At 63.9% G+C, this 17,114-nt stretch carries 9 protein-coding genes; 3 read left to right on the forward strand and 6 right to left on the reverse strand.

Annotated elements, in window-relative coordinates:
- Window positions 1–2 precede the first annotated feature (2 nt).
- Window positions 3–3,239, forward strand: a complete 3,237-nt coding sequence (gene carB, locus ABD919_RS00475; RefSeq protein WP_345232785.1) for a carbamoyl-phosphate synthase (glutamine-hydrolyzing) large subunit — start codon at window positions 3–5, stop codon at window positions 3,237–3,239.
- Window positions 3,240–3,724: 485 nt separating this feature from the next.
- On the opposite strand, the gene ABD919_RS00480 is transcribed toward carB, so the two are convergent.
- Complete coding sequence (locus ABD919_RS00480; RefSeq protein ID WP_345232787.1) at window positions 3,725–5,563, reverse strand: T9SS type A sorting domain-containing protein; 1,839 nt, start codon at window positions 5,561–5,563, stop codon at window positions 3,725–3,727.
- A gap of 63 nt (window positions 5,564–5,626) precedes the next feature.
- The gene (locus ABD919_RS00485) at window positions 5,627–7,822 is read right to left on the reverse strand and encodes a M43 family zinc metalloprotease (protein ID WP_345232789.1); all 2,196 of its coding nucleotides are present in this window, start codon (window positions 7,820–7,822) and stop codon (window positions 5,627–5,629) included.
- Window positions 7,823–8,376: 554 nt separating this feature from the next.
- On the opposite strand from ABD919_RS00485, the gene ABD919_RS00490 reads away from it, so the two are divergent.
- A complete protein-coding gene (locus ABD919_RS00490) occupies window positions 8,377–9,813 on the forward strand; it encodes a cadherin-like domain-containing protein (RefSeq protein ID WP_345232791.1) in 1,437 nt (478 codons plus the stop codon).
- A 15-nt stretch (window positions 9,814–9,828) separates the two neighbouring features.
- Here ABD919_RS00490 and ABD919_RS00495 read toward each other — a convergent pair whose 3' ends face one another.
- From ABD919_RS00495 to ABD919_RS00505, 3 genes are all read right to left on the reverse strand, one after another.
- Complete coding sequence (locus ABD919_RS00495) at window positions 9,829–10,704, reverse strand: beta-1,6-N-acetylglucosaminyltransferase (protein WP_345232793.1); 876 nt, start codon at window positions 10,702–10,704, stop codon at window positions 9,829–9,831.
- Between the two features lie 242 nt (window positions 10,705–10,946).
- Window positions 10,947–12,311: a lipopolysaccharide biosynthesis protein gene (locus ABD919_RS00500; protein ID WP_345232795.1), complete on the reverse strand. Its 1,365-nt coding sequence runs from the start codon at window positions 12,309–12,311 to the stop codon at window positions 10,947–10,949.
- Between the two features lie 66 nt (window positions 12,312–12,377).
- The gene (locus tag ABD919_RS00505; RefSeq protein WP_345232797.1) at window positions 12,378–14,873 is read right to left on the reverse strand and encodes a glycosyltransferase; all 2,496 of its coding nucleotides are present in this window, start codon (window positions 14,871–14,873) and stop codon (window positions 12,378–12,380) included.
- Between the two features lie 253 nt (window positions 14,874–15,126).
- On the opposite strand from ABD919_RS00505, the gene ABD919_RS00510 reads away from it, so the two are divergent.
- On the forward strand, window positions 15,127–16,512 hold the full coding sequence (locus tag ABD919_RS00510) for a glycoside hydrolase family 2 TIM barrel-domain containing protein (RefSeq protein ID WP_345232798.1): 1,386 nt from the start codon (window positions 15,127–15,129) through the stop codon (window positions 16,510–16,512).
- Between the two features lie 80 nt (window positions 16,513–16,592).
- Here ABD919_RS00510 and ABD919_RS00515 read toward each other — a convergent pair.
- A partial coding sequence (locus ABD919_RS00515) for a hypothetical protein (protein ID WP_345232800.1) occupies window positions 16,593–17,114 on the reverse strand: 522 nt, incomplete at its 5' end.

Genomic DNA, 17,114 nt, shown 5'->3' on the forward strand with positions numbered 1-17,114 from the left:
CCATGAACAAACCCAACAAAGTCCTCATCCTTGGTTCCGGCGCCCTTAAAATCGGGGAGGCCGGCGAGTTCGACTACTCCGGCTCCCAGGCCCTCAAGGCGCTGAAGGAGGAAGGTATCCGCACCGTCCTCATCAACCCCAACATTGCCACGGTGCAAACCTCGGACGATATTGCCGACGACGTGTACTTCCTGCCCGTGACGCCTTACTTCGTGGAGGAAGTCATCAAGAAGGAGAAGCCCGACGGCATTCTGGTGGCTTTCGGGGGCCAGACGGCCCTGAACTGCGCCGTGGCTTTGTACCGCGGCGGCGTGTTTGAGAAGTACAACGTGAAGGTACTCGGCACGCCCGTGCAGAGCATCATCGACACCGAGGACCGCGACATCTTCAAGGACAAGCTCGACCAGATTGGCGTGCTCACGGCCCGCAGCGAAGCCGTGACGACCCTGGACGACGCGCTGGCGGCCGGGGAGCGAATCGGCTTCCCCATCATCGTGCGCGCTGCCTTTGCGCTGGGCGGCCTGGGCAGCGGCTTCGCCAACAACATGGACGAGCTGCGCGCCCTGGCCCAGAAGGCCTTCTCGACTTCGGACCAGATTCTGGTGGAAGAGTCGCTGAAAGGCTGGAAGGAAGTGGAGTACGAAGTGGTGCGCGACCAGTTCGACAACTGCATCACCGTCTGCAACATGGAGAACTTCGACCCCATCGGCATCCACACCGGGGAGAGCATCGTGGTGGCTCCGTCGCAGACCCTGAGCAACCGCGAGTACCACAAGCTGCGCAGCATCGGTATCAAGACCATCCGCCACCTGGGCATCGTGGGCGAGTGCAACATTCAGTATGCGCTCGACCCATACTCGGAGGAGTACCGCGTGATTGAGGTGAATGCCCGCCTGTCGCGCTCCTCGGCGCTGGCGTCCAAGGCCACGGGCTACCCGCTGGCTTTCGTGGCCGCCAAGCTCAGCCTGGGCTACTCGCTGGCCGAGCTGAAAAACAGCGTCACGCAAACCACCTCGGCCTTCTTCGAGCCGTCGCTGGACTACCTCGTGGTGAAGCTGCCGCGCTGGGATTTGGGCAAGTTTTCGGGGGTGCAGCGCCAGATTGGCTCGGCCATGAAGAGCGTGGGCGAGGTGATGGCCATCGGCAAAACCTTCGAGGAAGCCATTCAGAAAGGCCTGCGCATGCTGGACACCGGCCGGCGCGGCTTCGTGGCCAACAAGCCCGAGCCGCTGCTCGACAACGCCAGCCTCGACACGCTGCTGAGCGAGCCCAACGAGGAGCGCATCTTCGCCATCAACGAAGCCTTCGAAGCCGGCTACGACGTGGACCGCGTGTACGAGCTGACGCGCATCGACCGCTGGTTTTTGCAGCGCCTCTACGGCATCTTCCAGCTGGGCCGGCAGCTCAGCGCAACGCGTAGCCAGGGCGGCCTCGATGCGCTGGAAACAACCCTGCTGCGCGACGCCAAGAAGGCCGGCTTTTCAGACCAGCAGCTGGCCGTGCACCTGCTGGGTCCGGCCGAGGTGAAAGCCAACGAAATGCTGGTGCGCGCCCGCCGCAAGGCCCTGGGCGTGCTGCCCGTCATCAAGCAAATCGACACCCTGGCCGCCGAATTCCCGGCCCAGACCAACTACCTCTACCTTACCTACCACGGCACCGAGAACGACCTGGAGCCGGAAACCGACAAGTCGGTGGTGGTGCTGGGCTCGGGCGTGTACCGCATCGGCTCGTCGGTGGAGTTTGACTGGTGCGGCGTGAATGCGGCCCAGACGGTGAACGAGGAGGGCTACAAGTCCATCATCATCAACTACAACCCCGAAACCGTTTCAACCGACTACGACGTGAGCGACCGGCTTTACTTCGAGGAGCTGTCGTACGAGCGGGTGATGGACATCCTGGACTTCGAGCAGCCGCAGGGCGTGATTCTGAGCACCGGCGGGCAGATTCCGAACAACATCGCCACCCGCCTGGAGCAGGCCGGCGCGCCCATCCTGGGCACCGGCGCCGCCCGCATCGACGAGGCCGAAAACCGCCATAAATTCAGCAGCATCATGGACGAGTTGGGCATTGCCCAGCCGCGCTGGAGCGAGCTGACGACCATGGAGGCCATCTACGACTTCGTGAAGCAGGTGGGCTTCCCGGTGCTCATCCGCCCGAGCTACGTGCTGTCGGGCGCGGCCATGAACGTGGTGTCCAACGTGCAGGAGCTGGAGGAATACCTGAAGCTGGCCGTCGACGTCAGCGCCGAGTACCCGGTGGTGGTGTCGGAGTTCATCCAGGATGCCAAGGAGATTGAGCTGGACGCCGTGGCCGACAAGGGCGAAATCGTGTCCTACGCCATATCCGAGCACGTGGAGTTTGCCGGCGTGCACTCCGGCGACGCCACCATGTACTACCCGCCGCAGCGCGTGTACGTGGGCACGGTGCGCAAGCTCAAGGTCATTGCCGAGAAAATTGCGCGCCGCTTCCAGATTAGCGGGCCCTTCAACATTCAGTTCCTGGAGAAAAACCGCGAAATCCGCGTTATCGAGTGCAACCTGCGCGCCTCGCGCAGCTTCCCCTTCGTGAGCAAGGTGTCGGGCAACAACCTGATTAAGAAGGCCACGCAGGTGCTGCTGGGCCGGCCCGTGGCGCGCGACGCCAGCGAGCTGGTGTACGACCTGCCCTTCGTGGGCGTGAAAGCTTCCCAATTCTCCTTCACCCGCCTGCAAGGCGCCGACCCGGTGCTGCGCGTCGACATGACCTCCACCGGCGAAGTGGGCTGCCTGGGCGACACGGCCGAGGAAGCGCTGCTCAAGTCGCTGCTGAGCGTGGGCTACCGCATTCCGGAGCGCTCCGTGCTGATTTCCAGCGGCCCGCTGACCTCCAAAGTGGCCCTGCTGGAATCGGCCCAGCAGCTGGTGCAGAAGGGCTACACCATCTACGCCACGCACGGCACCCACAGCTTCTTCGCCGAAAACGGCGTGCCCAGCACCCTGGTCTACTGGCCCGACGAGCTGCAGGAGCCCAACGCCCTGACCTACCTGCGCGAGCGGAAAATCGACCTGGTCATCAACATTCCCAAGAACACGACCAAGGGCGAGCTGGACAACGACTACAAAATCCGCCGCACGGCCGTCGACTTCAACATCCCGCTCATCACCAACGCCCGCCTGGCCAAAGCCTTTATCAAGGCCTTCACCACGCTCAAGCTGGAAGATTTGAGCATCAAGAGCTGGAAGGAGTACAAGGCCATGTAGGGCGGGCTTTGAGAGTCCGTGTAAAGCTCACAGTTTTATCCACGCTCCAGCGTGGTCTGCGAAAAATCGTCGGGCGAATGTAGAGACGCGACCCTTCGCGTCTCCCGATAGAACGACAATCGTTCAACGAGGAGACGCGAGGGGTCGCGTCTCTACATCATTTGCAAGCCAGGCTGGGAATAGGATAACTCTCGCATTTTTAAGTGCTCAGCCACAAGTAACCGAATAGTTAGCGGGGCCGCGCCGACCATAAGGTTCCTTAGGCACAAGTGCTTAACTCAAGCATAGCGGCCCAGGAGGCGGTTTTCAGCCCGGCGTATTATGCCCTGACAGCGGCCGGCCGCTGTCAGGGCATTACGTGGAAGGGGCGATGCCGCGCCGTCGTCTGTCGAGGCTACCGGGCCCCATACGACAACGCCCCCGACCCAAAGGCCGGAGGCGCAGCATTTACTGTACAAAGCCAGGTAAGACCTGCCAGGCAGGCGCTATTCCACCACCAGCCGGCGTACCTGGGTGCCGCTGCGCACCAGGTACACGCCCGGCGCCAGCCCGACAGGCAGGGCCAGAGGGGCCGTGCCGGCAGCATCGGCCTTGGCTATGCACACAGGGCGGCCCAAGGCATCCAGCACCGCGACGGCGGCGTGGGGAGTTACACCGGTGAGCTGCGCCGCGCCGTGGGCCGGGTTGGGCGACAGCGTCAGCACCTCAGTGCTGGGCTTGGCCGTGGCCAGGACAGGCGCCGCTAGCGCCGCCAGATAGCCGGTGATGCCATTCGCGCTGTTGCCGAAGCTGATGCTGCCAAACGTGGCCGGCGGGGTGGCACTGCCCACTACATACACACGGCCGCTGCCCACGGCAAGGCCCCGGCCCCGGTCGTTGCCCGAGCCGCCGCCGCTGGTGGCCCAGCCGTTGGCAAAGGAGCTGGTGAGCTGGGTGTTTCCCGTGCTCGTGTCCACATACTTGGCCACGAATACGTCGTCGCCGCCCGCCCCGGGCAGGGGCCGGCCGGCGATGCTGGCGTTGGAGTTGCTGATGAAAACGCCCGTCACGTACACGCTCGTGCCACTTACGGCGATGCCCAGGCCCAGGTCGCCGCCGGTGCCGCCGCCGCTGGTGGCCCAGCCGTTTTCAAAAGAGCTGGTGGCCGGGGTGTTGCCGGTGCTGGTGTCGATGTACTTGGCCACGAATATGTCAAGGCTCCCGGCTCCGGCCAGCGACTGCCCGGCAAAGCTGGCGAAGGCGTTGCTTGAAAAGGTGCCCGTCACGTACACGCTTGTGCCATTCACGGCGATGCGCTGGCCCAGCTCGGCGCCCATACCGCCGCCGCTGGTGGCCCAGGCGTTGGCGAAGCTGCTGGTGGCCGGGGTGCTGCCGGTGCTGGTGTCTACGTACTTGGCCACAAACACGTCCTGTTGCCCGGCGCCCGCGAGCGACTGCCCGGCGATGCTGACGTTGCTGTTGCTGGTAAAGTCGCCCGTCACGAACACATTCGAGCCGCTCACGGCGATGCCGCGGCCCACATCGCCGTTCGTACCGCCGCCACTGGTGGCCCAGGCGTTGGCAAAGGAGCTCGTGGCTGGGGTGTTGCCCGTGCTGGTGTCCACGTACTTGGCCACGAACATGTCGGCGCTGCCGGCGCCCGCCAGCGGCTGACCGGCAATGCTGGTGCTGCTGTAGCTGGCAAAGATGCCCGTTATGTACACGTTCCGGCCGTTCACGGCAATGTCGGTGGCCACGTCGATGCCCGTGCCGCCGCCACTGGTGGCCCAGGCGTTTTCGAAAGAGCTGGTGGCCGGGGTGTTACCGGTGCTGGTGTCCACGTACTTGGCCACGAACAAATCCTGGACGCCGGCGCCCGCTAGCTGCTGCCCGGCGATGCTGGCGTTGCTGTTGCTGGTAAACATCCCCGACACGTACACGCTTCGGCCGCTCACGGCAATGCTCCGGCCCTCGTCCTCACCCAGCCCGCCGCCGCTGGTGGCCCAGGTAAAGCCCTGGGCCGTGGCGTCCCACTTCGCCACAAAGACATCGGCGGTGGTACCGGTGCCGGCATTCGTGAGCAGGGTGTTGCCAAAGCTGACCGTGCCGGTAAAGAAGCCCGTGATAAAGACGTTGCCCCTGATATCTACGGCCGAAGCTGTGGTTACGGAGATGCCGGTCGTGCCGGGCGGGTTGTTGTGGCCGCTCAGGGCCAGCTCCCAGGCCGGGGCCTGGGCCAGGGCCGCGCCGGTTGGCAGCAAGGCCAGCCCCAGGCCGGCGCAGCAGAAACGAAAGAACCGGGCCACCCAGGCCCCGCCGCCAAATTGAGTAAAGGAAAAGGTCATAAGCAGTGTTGAATAGGTGGTGAGGAGTGGTATGAATGCGAGGAAAGGTTGCTGCGCAGGCGCCTAGCGCACTACCAGCTTGACCGTTAGGGTGTGGCCTTCGGTGAGCACCTGCACCAGGTACAGGCCGGGTGCCAGCTGGGCAGCCTGGGGCAGGGCCACCGTTTGCCGGCCGGCGGCCAGGCGCGTGCTTATTGAAGGCAGCACCTGGCGGCCCAGCAGGTCGGTGAGGCGCACCTGCACGGCGGCGGGGGCGGGCATGCGCAGCGCCACGCTCGTTTCGGCTGTGGCGGGGTTGGGCAGCACACGCAGCTCGTAGCGCTGGGCCAGGGCAGTGCTGCGGGTAGCGCTGGGCAGGGCAATGCGGATATTATCGAGGTACAGGGGGTTGCCCTGCTGGCTGACAAGCTGGAAGCGCAGCTGGAAGAAGGGGCCAATAAAGCTGGGGTCTATAGAAATCTGCAGGGACTGCCAGTCGGTGGCGGCCGAGGGCATGAAGCCGTTGGTGCGCAGCGGGCCCATGGTGTTGAGCACTGCGCTGAAATAGGAGGCGACTGTATTCCAGGTGGCGCCGCAGTCGGTGCTGAGCTGCACCTGCAGGTTTTCGGCCACGGGCGTGGGCAGCTGGGCGTAGGCCCGGTCGAAGCTCAGCACCGGGGGGCTGGCGGCGCTAAAGCCACTCAGGTTGATGTTGGGCGAGGTCAGCCAGTTGTAAGTGTTGGTGGCCAGCAGGTTGCTGCGTACCCACACGCAGGCAGCGCCGTCGCTCGCGACCAGGCCGCCCCCGGGTGGGTTGGCCCGCTGCCACGGCGGGGCCACCGTTGCCGGGGCGGTCGAGGTAGTGGCCCAGTTGCGCGGGTCGGGCGCGGCAAAGGTGTTGGGGAAGGCAGGGTTCTCAAACGACTCCAGCACCGGCCCGCTCAGGCCCGTGTTTGCTCCGGCTACCTGCATCAGCTGCGGCAGGGTGCGCGTGCTGGTGCCGCCGGGGGTGCTCGTTACGGTCAGCGTTACGCTGTAGAGCCCCGGGGTAGGGTAGGTTACGGAGGGGTTGGGCAGGGTGGAGGTAGCGGGCATGCCGCCCGGGAAGCTCCAGCTGTAGCTGCGCGAGCTTCCATCCGGGTCGTTGTAGGTGTAGTCGTGGAAGGTGACGGTGGCGCCTTCGCAGATTTTAGTAGAAGTGGGCTCAAACACTACCACCGGGGCGCAGGGCCCGTTGGTGAAGCCGTCGTTGGTGCCCGTGGCCAGCAGGTTGGCCGCCGTGGTGAGCTGGGCCCGGCAGGCCAGCTGCAGGCCGGCGCGCATCACGGCCCGCTGCCCCAGCGTGAACATGGCCTGGCAGGAAGCATAGTCCATGTAGTTCTGCACGTTGGCCAGAATAGGCTGGCCGTTGGCGTCGGTGCAAGGGGCGAAGGCCAGGTTGCAGTTGTACTGGGAGCCGATGGTGTTGGGCGTGTCGGCAATGCCGTCGTCCATGCCGCAGTTGGAGGCCTGCCCGGGGTTGTCGGTGGGGCCCCAGGTGTGGGGCAGGCCAAAGTAGTGGCCGACTTCGTGGGTGAGCATGCGCGCAGCGACGTTGCTGCCGGTGGACGTGCCGATGCTGCCAAAGTAAGGGTGCCGAATCACGACCCCGGCGTTTGGCAAAGGCGCACAGGGCCCATAGGCATATCCGCCGCCAAAGCCGTTGGCGGCGGAGCTGACCCAGATGTTGAGGTATCTGTTCAGAGGCCACACAATCAGGCTTTTCATCTGGTTGTCGCCAACATTAGTCAGGGGCGAGAAAGTGCGGGTAATGCCCGTGGTGCAGTTGCCGTTGGGGTCGAGCTTGGCCAGCCGGAACTGAAAGCCCACGTTGGCCGCCAGGGGCCGGAAGGCCGGAATCACCGTGCTGGTGTCGGGGTTGCGCTTGCTGAAGTCCTCGTTGAGGATGCGCAGGGCGTCGTGCACCTGGGCGTCGGAGATGTTGTTGGTTCCGCCGGTGTGGATGATGTGCACCACCACCGGCACCGTCACGTCGGGCAGGGCCGCCAGCCGGGCCGGGTCGGCGGCGAGTTGGGCGGCCCCTTGCAGAAGCTGCTGGTAGCGCGCCGCCGCCCCGGGGTCCTGCCGGAACGCCGCCTGCTGCTCAAGTTCGAACCCGCAACGCAGCTCCTGGTCGTGCGCCGGGTGGGCCGGGTTTTGCGCCCGCCCCGGCGTAGTCAGGGCAACCATAAGACTGCCGGCCAGCACGGCCCGGCGCAGATAAAGTAACGGCTTGACCATATAGAGGAAAATGAAGGTGAAGGAAAAAGTGGCGTGGAGCAGGCGCTATTGCCGGGTGCCAGTTAAAGTGAAAAATTATGATATGTCATAAGGATTGGCCTGAGCTGCTGCTGTTGAGTGTCGGCTACCCTTTTAAAATGGCTTTCTGTTTATGAGATGCTGTTAGGCATGCAATTGCACATGGGCCTGGGTTGAAATTTTCAATGCTATAAGGCTTATGTGCTTAGCTCAGGCGCAAAGCGGCGCCAGGGCGGCAGTGCTGGCACCGGTAACGAATGAATGAAGAAGCTTATGATATATCATAAATAATTATGAGATGTCGTAAGCCTTCACGAAATGGCAGCTTTCACCCCGGATACTTACACGAAAACGGCCGGCTGGCAGGAGTGCAGTTCCGCGTAATCTGCCCGCGGGAGGCTGAGGAATGGAGCCGGGTTGGGTCTGCTTGTGCCGGGCCAGGTGGCCAGTGAAGGCGGTTCTGCGTACCAGTGCATTTACACGTCCTTCTATTGGCTATGAAAACTGGTTTACTCCCGCCTTGGCTCCCACTTCGAATGCTGCTGGCCTTGGTCATGCTGGTACCCGCCGCCCGGGCATGGGGTGGGGTACTAGCTGCTCCCGTGTTTATGTCTCCGCCCACGCCGGCTAACGGGCAGCTGTACCAGATTTCCCAGGGCCAGGCCCTCACCTTCACCGTCAGGGCTCTCGATACCGATGCCAACGATGTGGTAACCCTGCAGGCCCAGGGCGTGCCCGCCGGCGCCAGCCTGACGCCCGCGCTGCCCACCAGCGGCAACTTCGTGGAAAGCACGTTTTCCTGGACGCCCACCGCGGCCGAGGCCGGCACCTACGCAATGACCTTTACAGCCCGCGACCAGCAAAATGCCCAGGTAACAACGACCGTGAGCGTGCGCGTGACGGCCCAGCCCTGTAACCCCGTAGCCAACCAGCCCCAGGCCAACCCTGACCGCCTGAGCACGGCCATGGCCACGCCGCTGGTATTTACCGCCGCCCAGCTGCTGGCCAACGACACCGACCCCCAGGGGCAGGCGCTGCAGGTGTCCCGGGTACACCTGCCCAGCTCGGGCAACATCACCAGCAATGCCAACGGCAGCTACACCTACACGCCGGAAGCGGCCTTTACCGGCCTGGTAACGTTCAGGTACCTGATTGAGCCGGCCGGGGTGCTGGCCTCCGAAGCGTCGGGGCATTACTACGAGCTGGTGAGCGCGCCGGGAATCTGCTGGCAGGCCGCCAGCAGCGCGGCAGCGGCCCGCACCTACCTGGGACTGCGCGGCTACCTGGCCACCGTGACCTCGCCCGCGGAGATGTCGGTGTTGGCCGGCCGCAGCACCGGGCAGTACTGGCTGGGCGCGGCCGACGACCTAGTGGAAGGGGAGTGGCGCTGGAAAACCGGGCCCGAAGCCGGCCAGCTGTTCTGGCAGGGCGCCGTAAACGGCAGCGCCGTGGGCTACGCCAACTGGAGCACCAACGAACCCAATAACTCAATCAGCGCTACGCGGCCCAACGGCGAAAACTACCTGCTGTACTACGGCGCCTCGGGCCTGTGGAACGACGTGTCGGAGTGCAATGCCAGCAGTACGACGGCCGGCTACGTGGTGGAGTACGGCGGGCTGGAGCCCTGCACGCCGGTGCGCTTTGCCACCGGCACCGTTACCATTGCCGTGGGGCAGGCCACGGGCACGGCCGGCAGCACCGCCGCTCTTGTCCCAAACCGCCTGGAAGCGTTTCCCAACCCCAGCAGCGGCGAGCTGCAGGTGCGCATGGTAGCCGCCGAGTCGGGCCCGGCCCAGCTCCACCTGTACGACCTGCAGGGGCGCCAGCTGCAGCCCGCTTTTTCCGGGACGCTGAGTGCCGGCATTCCGCACACCGTGCGGCTTGGCTTGCACGATGTAGCCAGCGGCCTGTACCTGCTGCGGCTGCAAAGTGGCCGGCAGGTACAGCACCTGCGCGTACAGGTGCTGCGCTGAGCAGGTAGGTGTGCGCTAGCAGCTAGATGCCGGCTTAAGGTGGAGCAGCTGCTGGTCTATCATATCCAGAATTGCGGCGTCGTGGGCGACGTCGAACTTGCGGGCGAAAAGCCGGTCGCTGGCTTGCAGCGCCGGGAAGTCGGCCAGCGTCAGCAGCTTGGGGCTGGCCCCGCCGCCCGACCAGTCGATGTAGCGGTAGCTGTCGTTTACGACATTGTGCCGCAGCGGGGAGTTCATCAGAATGGTGGAGAGCAGGAATTCGTCGGAGCCCCAGGTGAAGCGGCTGAAGCGGCGCACGTGGGCGTGCTCGTCCATAAACCTGACCAGGTAGGTAGCGCAGGCGCGGTCCATGGTCCACCAGGTGCCGTAGGGGCCGCCGTAAAGCTGGTACGACAAGGGAAACCGGCGCCGGGGCAGCAGCCGGTTGAGCAGGCGCTCCAGCGCGTACTGCAACCTGAACTTGTAATACACGGTGTGGTACTGCTCTACCCGGCTGATGGCGTGCTGCCACCATGCCGAGCCCTGGGCCTCGACAGAAAAAAAGGAGCGCCCGGGCTGGCTGGCAAAAAAGCGGTAGATGGCGTCGGCCGGCTGAATGGGGTAGTCCTGGCCGCTGAGCAGGTTGATGAAGTCGTAGGAAATGCCGCTGCCCAGAATTTCCCGCATGCCCTGCAGGGTGGCTTCCACGATGCTGTAGGAGCCCCAGCGCACCAGGTGCCGCGGCTGCACAAACCGCACCCGGGGCAAGGCCTGCAGCCGGGCAAACCCGGCCAGGTCGGCTTGGGCATCGAGGTGAATGTAAAAGTCGAACTGCTCGTGCTCCAGCGCCCGAATCAGGCGTTCTACCTGGCCGGGGTTTTTGTGAGCTAAAATCAGGTGCGCGAGCCTCATAGAGGTATTAGGTATTAGGTATTAGGTATTAGGTATTAGGTATTAGGTATTAGGTATTAGGTATTAGGTAGTCGGACTTGCTTTGCTTGTGTATGCATTCAGAGCTCATGAACTGTTTGGTAAGAGCTGTTTCACCCCGTACTGCACGGTCTTTTGAAAAACACTGCGAAACACTACGGTTTACCACTGCGAAACCCTGCGTGAAATCTATTTGAACGACACGCAAAGGGCATTTTGCCGGCTTAAGGCAGCTCCTGCCGGGGCTTGAGCACGGCCGCGGCTTTGTAAACGACCTGCCGGGCCAGCTGGCGCAGCTCGCTCAGGCCGGTGGCGAGGATGCCGCGAATGGACAGGGGCAGGTGTTTTCTCAGGTTTACGTAGCCGAAGAGGAAGCCCGCAATGCCCGTGGGCAGGCTGGCCAGCGCCACGCCGTACACGCTGCCCGACAGCAGCAGGGCCGTCACGTCGCCCGTCACGTTCACGGCCAGCATCAGAAACACCTTCACCATGTTAAGCTGGGGCTGGTTCACTACGTCGAGGGTGATGCCCACAAACCGGTCGATGGGGTAAAGCAGGGCCAGCACCATGCCGATGCGCAGCAGGTTGGCCGCCTCCGTGCCCGCGTACTTGGGCCCGCCGATAAGGTAGATGGGCACATCGGCCAGGAGTATGGTGCCCAGGCTGACGGGCACAAAGCACCAGCTAAGCAGGCCGGCATTTTTGCGCAGCAGGCGGGCCACCTCCTGAAGCCGGCCCTGGTTGAAGGCCGCCGACATGGCCGGCATGGCCGTGGCCACGAAGCTGCGCAGCGGAATCTCGATGATTTCCATGAAGCGCCAGGCCAGGTTGTACACGGCCAGCGGCGCCGGCCCCAGCATGTAATTGATGATAAACGTGTCGGAGCTGCGCAGCAGGTTGGCGCCCACGTAGCTGCCCACGCTGTACTTCCCGAAGTGGGCCAGCTCCCGCACGCAGGCCGCACTGCGCCGGCCCAGGCTGCCCAGGCCGGTCCAGCCCAGCAGCAGCACCAGCAGGCTGGTGAGCAGCGAGGCGCCCACGTAGCTGTACACCACCAGCTCCAGGCTGAGGCGGCCGCTGACAATCAGGCCCACCAGACCTAGCACAAACAGGCCCTGGGAAAGCAGCCGGATGCAGAGGATGCGGTCGAAGCGCATGTCCGACTGCATGAGGGCGGCGGCCATGAAGTGGGGGAGGCCCACGGCCAGGGCTACGCCAAACCAGCGGAGCAGCAGGCCCGTGGCGCCGCTATCGCCGGAGCTGAGCAGCAGCCAGGCGCCCACGTTGAGCAAGCCCAGCGCCGCGGTAATAACCAGGGCAATGGCCCAGGCCGAGCCGGTTACTTCGGCGGCCCGCTCGGGCGTGGCCCCGGAGCGGGCCCGGATAAAGGCTGTGGTGAGAAAGCCGGCCCGGAACGCATCGGCCAGGCCCACCACGGTCAGGAACAGAATCCACTGGCCTACCTCCCGCGCCGGCAGGGCCCGAAACAGCAGCGACACCGACACAATGCTCATGGCCGACACCGTGAGGTTGCCGGCCAGGGAAAGCACCTGCGGACTGCTCAGGTAGGATTTCAGTTTAGCTATCAATTGGGTTGCTGTTTTCTGGGTGCTCGTTACTCGTTTCTGGTTGCTGATAGCAGTAGAAGCGAAGCGCTACCTGGTGGTGGGGCGGGCCGGGGCTTGCGCCGGGCGTCCCGGGGAGGGGCCAAACACCACGGCTTTCACTTCGGGGTAGCGGGTGCCAAACTGCCGGGCCCACTCGGCCGAGCCAGTGGAAGGCGGCTGCGAGAGCAGCAGCAGGATGGGCTTGCTTTGCATCTCAATCTGGCCGGCCACCTGCTGGCGGAAGGGGGCGTAGCAGCTGGCGGCCTCAGCCGTGCTGCGGCAGTGGCCGGCAACCCAGGTTACGTTGGCGGCACCGGGAAAGTAGGCGGCGATAGAGTCGGGGCGCGGGGGCGTCCACACCCACACCAGGGAAGTGTCGCCGGAGGCGCGGTAGCCTGTCACCAGCTGCTGCCAGGCGGCGCGGTAAGCGGCCGGACTGGCCGCGTGGATGATGGGCCGCAGCAGCACCTGGTTTTCGTGCTTGGCCAGGCGCAGCACCTGCCGCCGGAAGGTGGCGCTGCCCGCCGAAGCCTCGTCGACGGTCCAGGTGAGCAGCGGAATGTTGCCGCGCTGGTTGATTTCCTCAATGGCCTCCACCGGCGCCTGAAGGGCGGTGCCGGGCGGCAGCTCCAGGCCCACCACCTGGCTGGCAGCCTTGGGGGCCCGGCCCCACACCACGGTGGCCGCGCCCCCCGCCGGGGCGGCCGCTACCGGCACTTTCAGCCCGTGGCCGCTCGCGCCCACCCGCAGCGGGCCAAAGCCGGTGTGCGTCCAGATGTAGTCGTCGGAGATGGCCGTTTGCTCGCGCCACTGCACCAGCACAATGCCGGCCGTGGCCAGGGTGTGCAGAATGGCCAGGCCGGCCGCAAAGGCAATGGAGCCCGTGCGCAGGCGACTGGTGATGACGCCGCCCCCGGTCGCCAGCGTATTATCGACCCACTTCTTGAGGGCAAACAGCGGGCGCGTAGACCACAGGAAGCGGCGCAGGCGGTTGAGCAGCGCGTGCTGGGCCATGATTACCGTCGTCAGCAGAATGGCGGCATTCACCAGGGCCAGCGTGGCCATCAGCTTGGTGTAGGGGCCCCGGATGCCGGGCACCTGCATGCTGAGCACGGCCACGCCGATGGATACCAGCGCCAGCAGCAGGTTGAGGGAGCTGAGCAGCCACTCGTTTTTGACCTCGCCTTCCTTGGGCGTGGGAATGTAGGGCACCTTGATGTTGAGGAAGGTGTAAATCAGGCCCAGCGAGTACACCCACCAGGTGGCAATGCGCAGGAAGCCCCCGGCCAGGTGCAGGCCCGGCTCGTGGGGCTCGCGCAGCCACTGCTGGGCGTTGTAGCGAATGAGTAGGCCTATCATCGTAACCGGCAGCATGTGCACGGCAAACTCCGGCAGCGACAGGTGCCAGGGAAAGTCGAGCAGCAGCAGCGAGGCGATGGGAACCACGATGTCAATCAGGGCGATGAGGCCCGAGAGGAAGTACAGCGGCAGGGTGAAGTAGTGCAGGCGCTGCCGCCAGGTGAAGTTCTTGAACAGCTTGGGGTAGACGTGCGCCAGCAGGTCGAAGGTGCCGCGGGCCCACTTCAGCTGCTGCATGTAGAAGGCCCCCAGCGTGGAGGGCACCAGGCCGTGGCTGACCACCACGGGCGCGTAGATGGACTTCCAGCCGGCCGCGTGCAGGCGCATGGCCGTGTGCATGTCCTCGGTGAGGCCGGCCGCGTGCCCGCCGATGCCGTCCAGGGCCTTGCGGCGGAAGGTGCAGTTGGCGCCAATGGCCTGCACCGTGTTGTAGCCGTTCATGCCCATCATCAGCGGGCCGTAGAAGTGGTAGGTCTGCTCGGCGGCGCCCAGGGCCACGAGGCTGTCTTTCTGGTTGCCGTAGGCCTGCACCACCTGCACGTAGCCCACGGTTTCGTCTTCGAAGTAGGGCATCACCTGGTCGAGGAAGTCGGGCGTCACTTCGTGGTCGGGGTCGAGCACCACGCAGAACTCGCCGGTGGCCTGCTGCAGGGCGTTGTTGATGTTGCCGGCCTTGGCGTTCTTTTTCTCCACGCGGGTGACGTGCACCACGCCCAGCCGCTCGCACACGGCGCGCAGGTCGGGGTCGTTGCCCTCGTCGCAGAGGTAGGTGGTGTGCGGGTAGCGCACGGCCACCAGGGCCTCCAGGGTCCGGATTATCATCTCGTGCGGCTCGCCCGGGCAGGCCGTGGTCAGCATGTCGACTTTGCGCAGGGGGGCGGTGGCCGGCACCACGGGCAGCACCGGCTCTTTCACCTGCACGTAGTGGTACCACTCGTGCAGCATGCGCAGCAGCTTGTAGCCCAGTGAGATGGTGAGCAGCCAGTACAGCGGCGCGTAGCCGATGTGGTCGGAGTCGGCAAACCACCAGATGAAGTGGGCCAGCAGCGCCAGGCCGATAATGACCAGCACCCGCATCTGCTTGGTGCCTTTGGCATCGCGAAACTGAACAGTGACTCCCTGGGCTATTTGCGGCGGGGCGTCGGTGGCGGCGCCGGCAATTAAGCCGGCGGAAATGTCTGGCACTGGTACTGACTCATGCTTTGGGTAAAGCTCTGCTTGCATAGAATAACGTAAATAGTTTGACTTGACTTATAAGCGGTTATCGGCGCGCAGCTGCCGCCAAAACTTGCTTCTTAACGTAAAGCAGCCGTAGAAAGCCGGGTTGGCGCTGGGATTTATGTAGCGGAGGAGCTTAAAGGCCCTGGCTACTAGCCTCATTGCCGCTGCTGCCCGGCCCCTGGCCTTGTCCAGATTGTGTTTGAACCTTATTGTTCCAGTGATTTACCTACCGCTACTCCCACGTTTATTCCTGCTCGCCTGCCTGCTAGGCTGCGGCCTGCTGAGTGCCTGCCGCCCCACGCCCGAAGCCGTTGCCGACACCGTGCAGCCGCTGCAGCCGGAGTCCGGCGTGGTGCCGGTGCAGGTGGTGAAAACCGACAAGGGCTATGCGCTGCAGCGCGATGGCAAGCCCTACTTCATCAAGGGGGCAGCCGGGGTGCAGAAGCTCAATCTTATCCGCGAGAAGGGGGGCAACTCGGTGCGGATTTATACCGCCACCTATGCCGACGTGCTGCTCGATGAGGCCCAGCGCAACGGCCTGACGGTGATGTTTGGCCTGTGGATGAAGCCGCCCTACGAGAAGTTCGACTACTACGACCCCAAAGCCGTGGCCGAGCAGCAGGCGGAAGTGTACCGGCAGGTGATGCGCTTCAAAAACCACCCCGCCCTGCTGATGTGGAACCTGGGCAACGAGCTCGACAACCACAACGGCGACTTTAAAGTGTACCAGATTGTGAACGAGACGGCCCGGATGATTCACAAGCTGGACCCCAACCACCCCGTCACCACCACCATCACCGACGGCACCTACTCCATTCCCTCCATTGCCCACCTGTGTACCGACCTTGACGTGCTCACCATCAACGTGTTTACCAAGCTGGCCGAGCAGCCGCAGCGCATTGCCGAGGCCGGGTGGAAAGGGCCCTACATCATCGGCGAGTTTGGCGGGCGCGGCTGGTGGGAGTCGCCGCTTACCAGCTGGGATGCGCCTCTGGACCAGAGCGGCACGGCCAAGGCCGAGTTTCTGCGCAATGGCTACGTCTCCACCATTGCCGGCCACCCTTCGCACTGCCTGGGGGCCTACGTGCTGTACTGGGGCAACCGCTTCGAGCAAACCGACATGTGGCTGAGCCTGTTTGCGCCCACCGGCGAGAAAACACCCATGGTCGACATGATTGAAAAGCTATGGACTACTAAAAAGCCCGCCAACGAAGCCCCGCGCGTAGGGCCCATCTTGCTCAACAACAAGCTCGACACCCACGACGTGGCCCTGGCGCCGGGGGCAGCGTACCCCGCCTCCATCACGGCCACCGACCCCGAGGGCGACTCGCTGCGCGTGGAGTGGCGCGTGACCCGCGACGTGGACGAGTTTCACACCCTGCCGCAAAACCGCACGGCACCGGAGCCCATTCCCGGCGCAATCGACCAGGCCCGGGGGCTTACCGCCGTGGTGCGCACCCCCACAGCCCGCGGCGCCTACCGCCTGCTGGTGAACGTGTACGACGGCAAGGGCAGCGTTTCCAACAACAGCTTCCCTTTTTTCGTGGGCCGGCCCGACCACCCCGAAAAGGGCATTCACATGCCAACCTACCGGCGCAACTAATGAGTTGGTGATGAATTTCTAATAAAGCCCGTCATACATTTATACCACACCGCTGTGCCAGCAGTAAACAAGCTTGTTCGTCAAGAGAAGTGGTGAATTCGACGCCTAAGAAATGGAATCCACCCGATTATCAGGGGACTTACAATGAGGGCGACACATGTCACCCTAAACAGAATACCTTCGGCTGGCAAAGGGACGTTCTTCCATAGGCGTTCGCTGACGACGGAGAGTCCCACATAGGTAAGCAGGTTGACGACTGAGAAAAGTAAAAGCCGGCGGTTGACGCTCAAGCCGGCGCTGGAGCGCCAGCACCCCCAGAGGATGATAACAGAGGGTATTCCGTAAAAAAGCACTCGCCACAACGTCCACAGGATAATCCCGTCAAAAATTCCCCGGCGGTCGAAGGAGGTAAAAAGCAAGCAACCAAAACTAACGACCATTTCCAGGAGCAGCAGGGTCAGATAAAAAAGGGGAAAAGGTAGCAAGTTCTTCATAGGGTAGTGGTTCCAGTAGACGGTAGTGGCTGTTGCAGAACCAGTTTTCGTAGAGGGAAGATGCAAGGCAAGAAGCTGTTTCTCGACAAAGAGGTGACGCGCTTTCGG

Source organism: Hymenobacter saemangeumensis, from assembly GCF_039541835.1.
GTDB lineage: Bacteria > Bacteroidota > Bacteroidia > Cytophagales > Hymenobacteraceae > Hymenobacter > Hymenobacter saemangeumensis.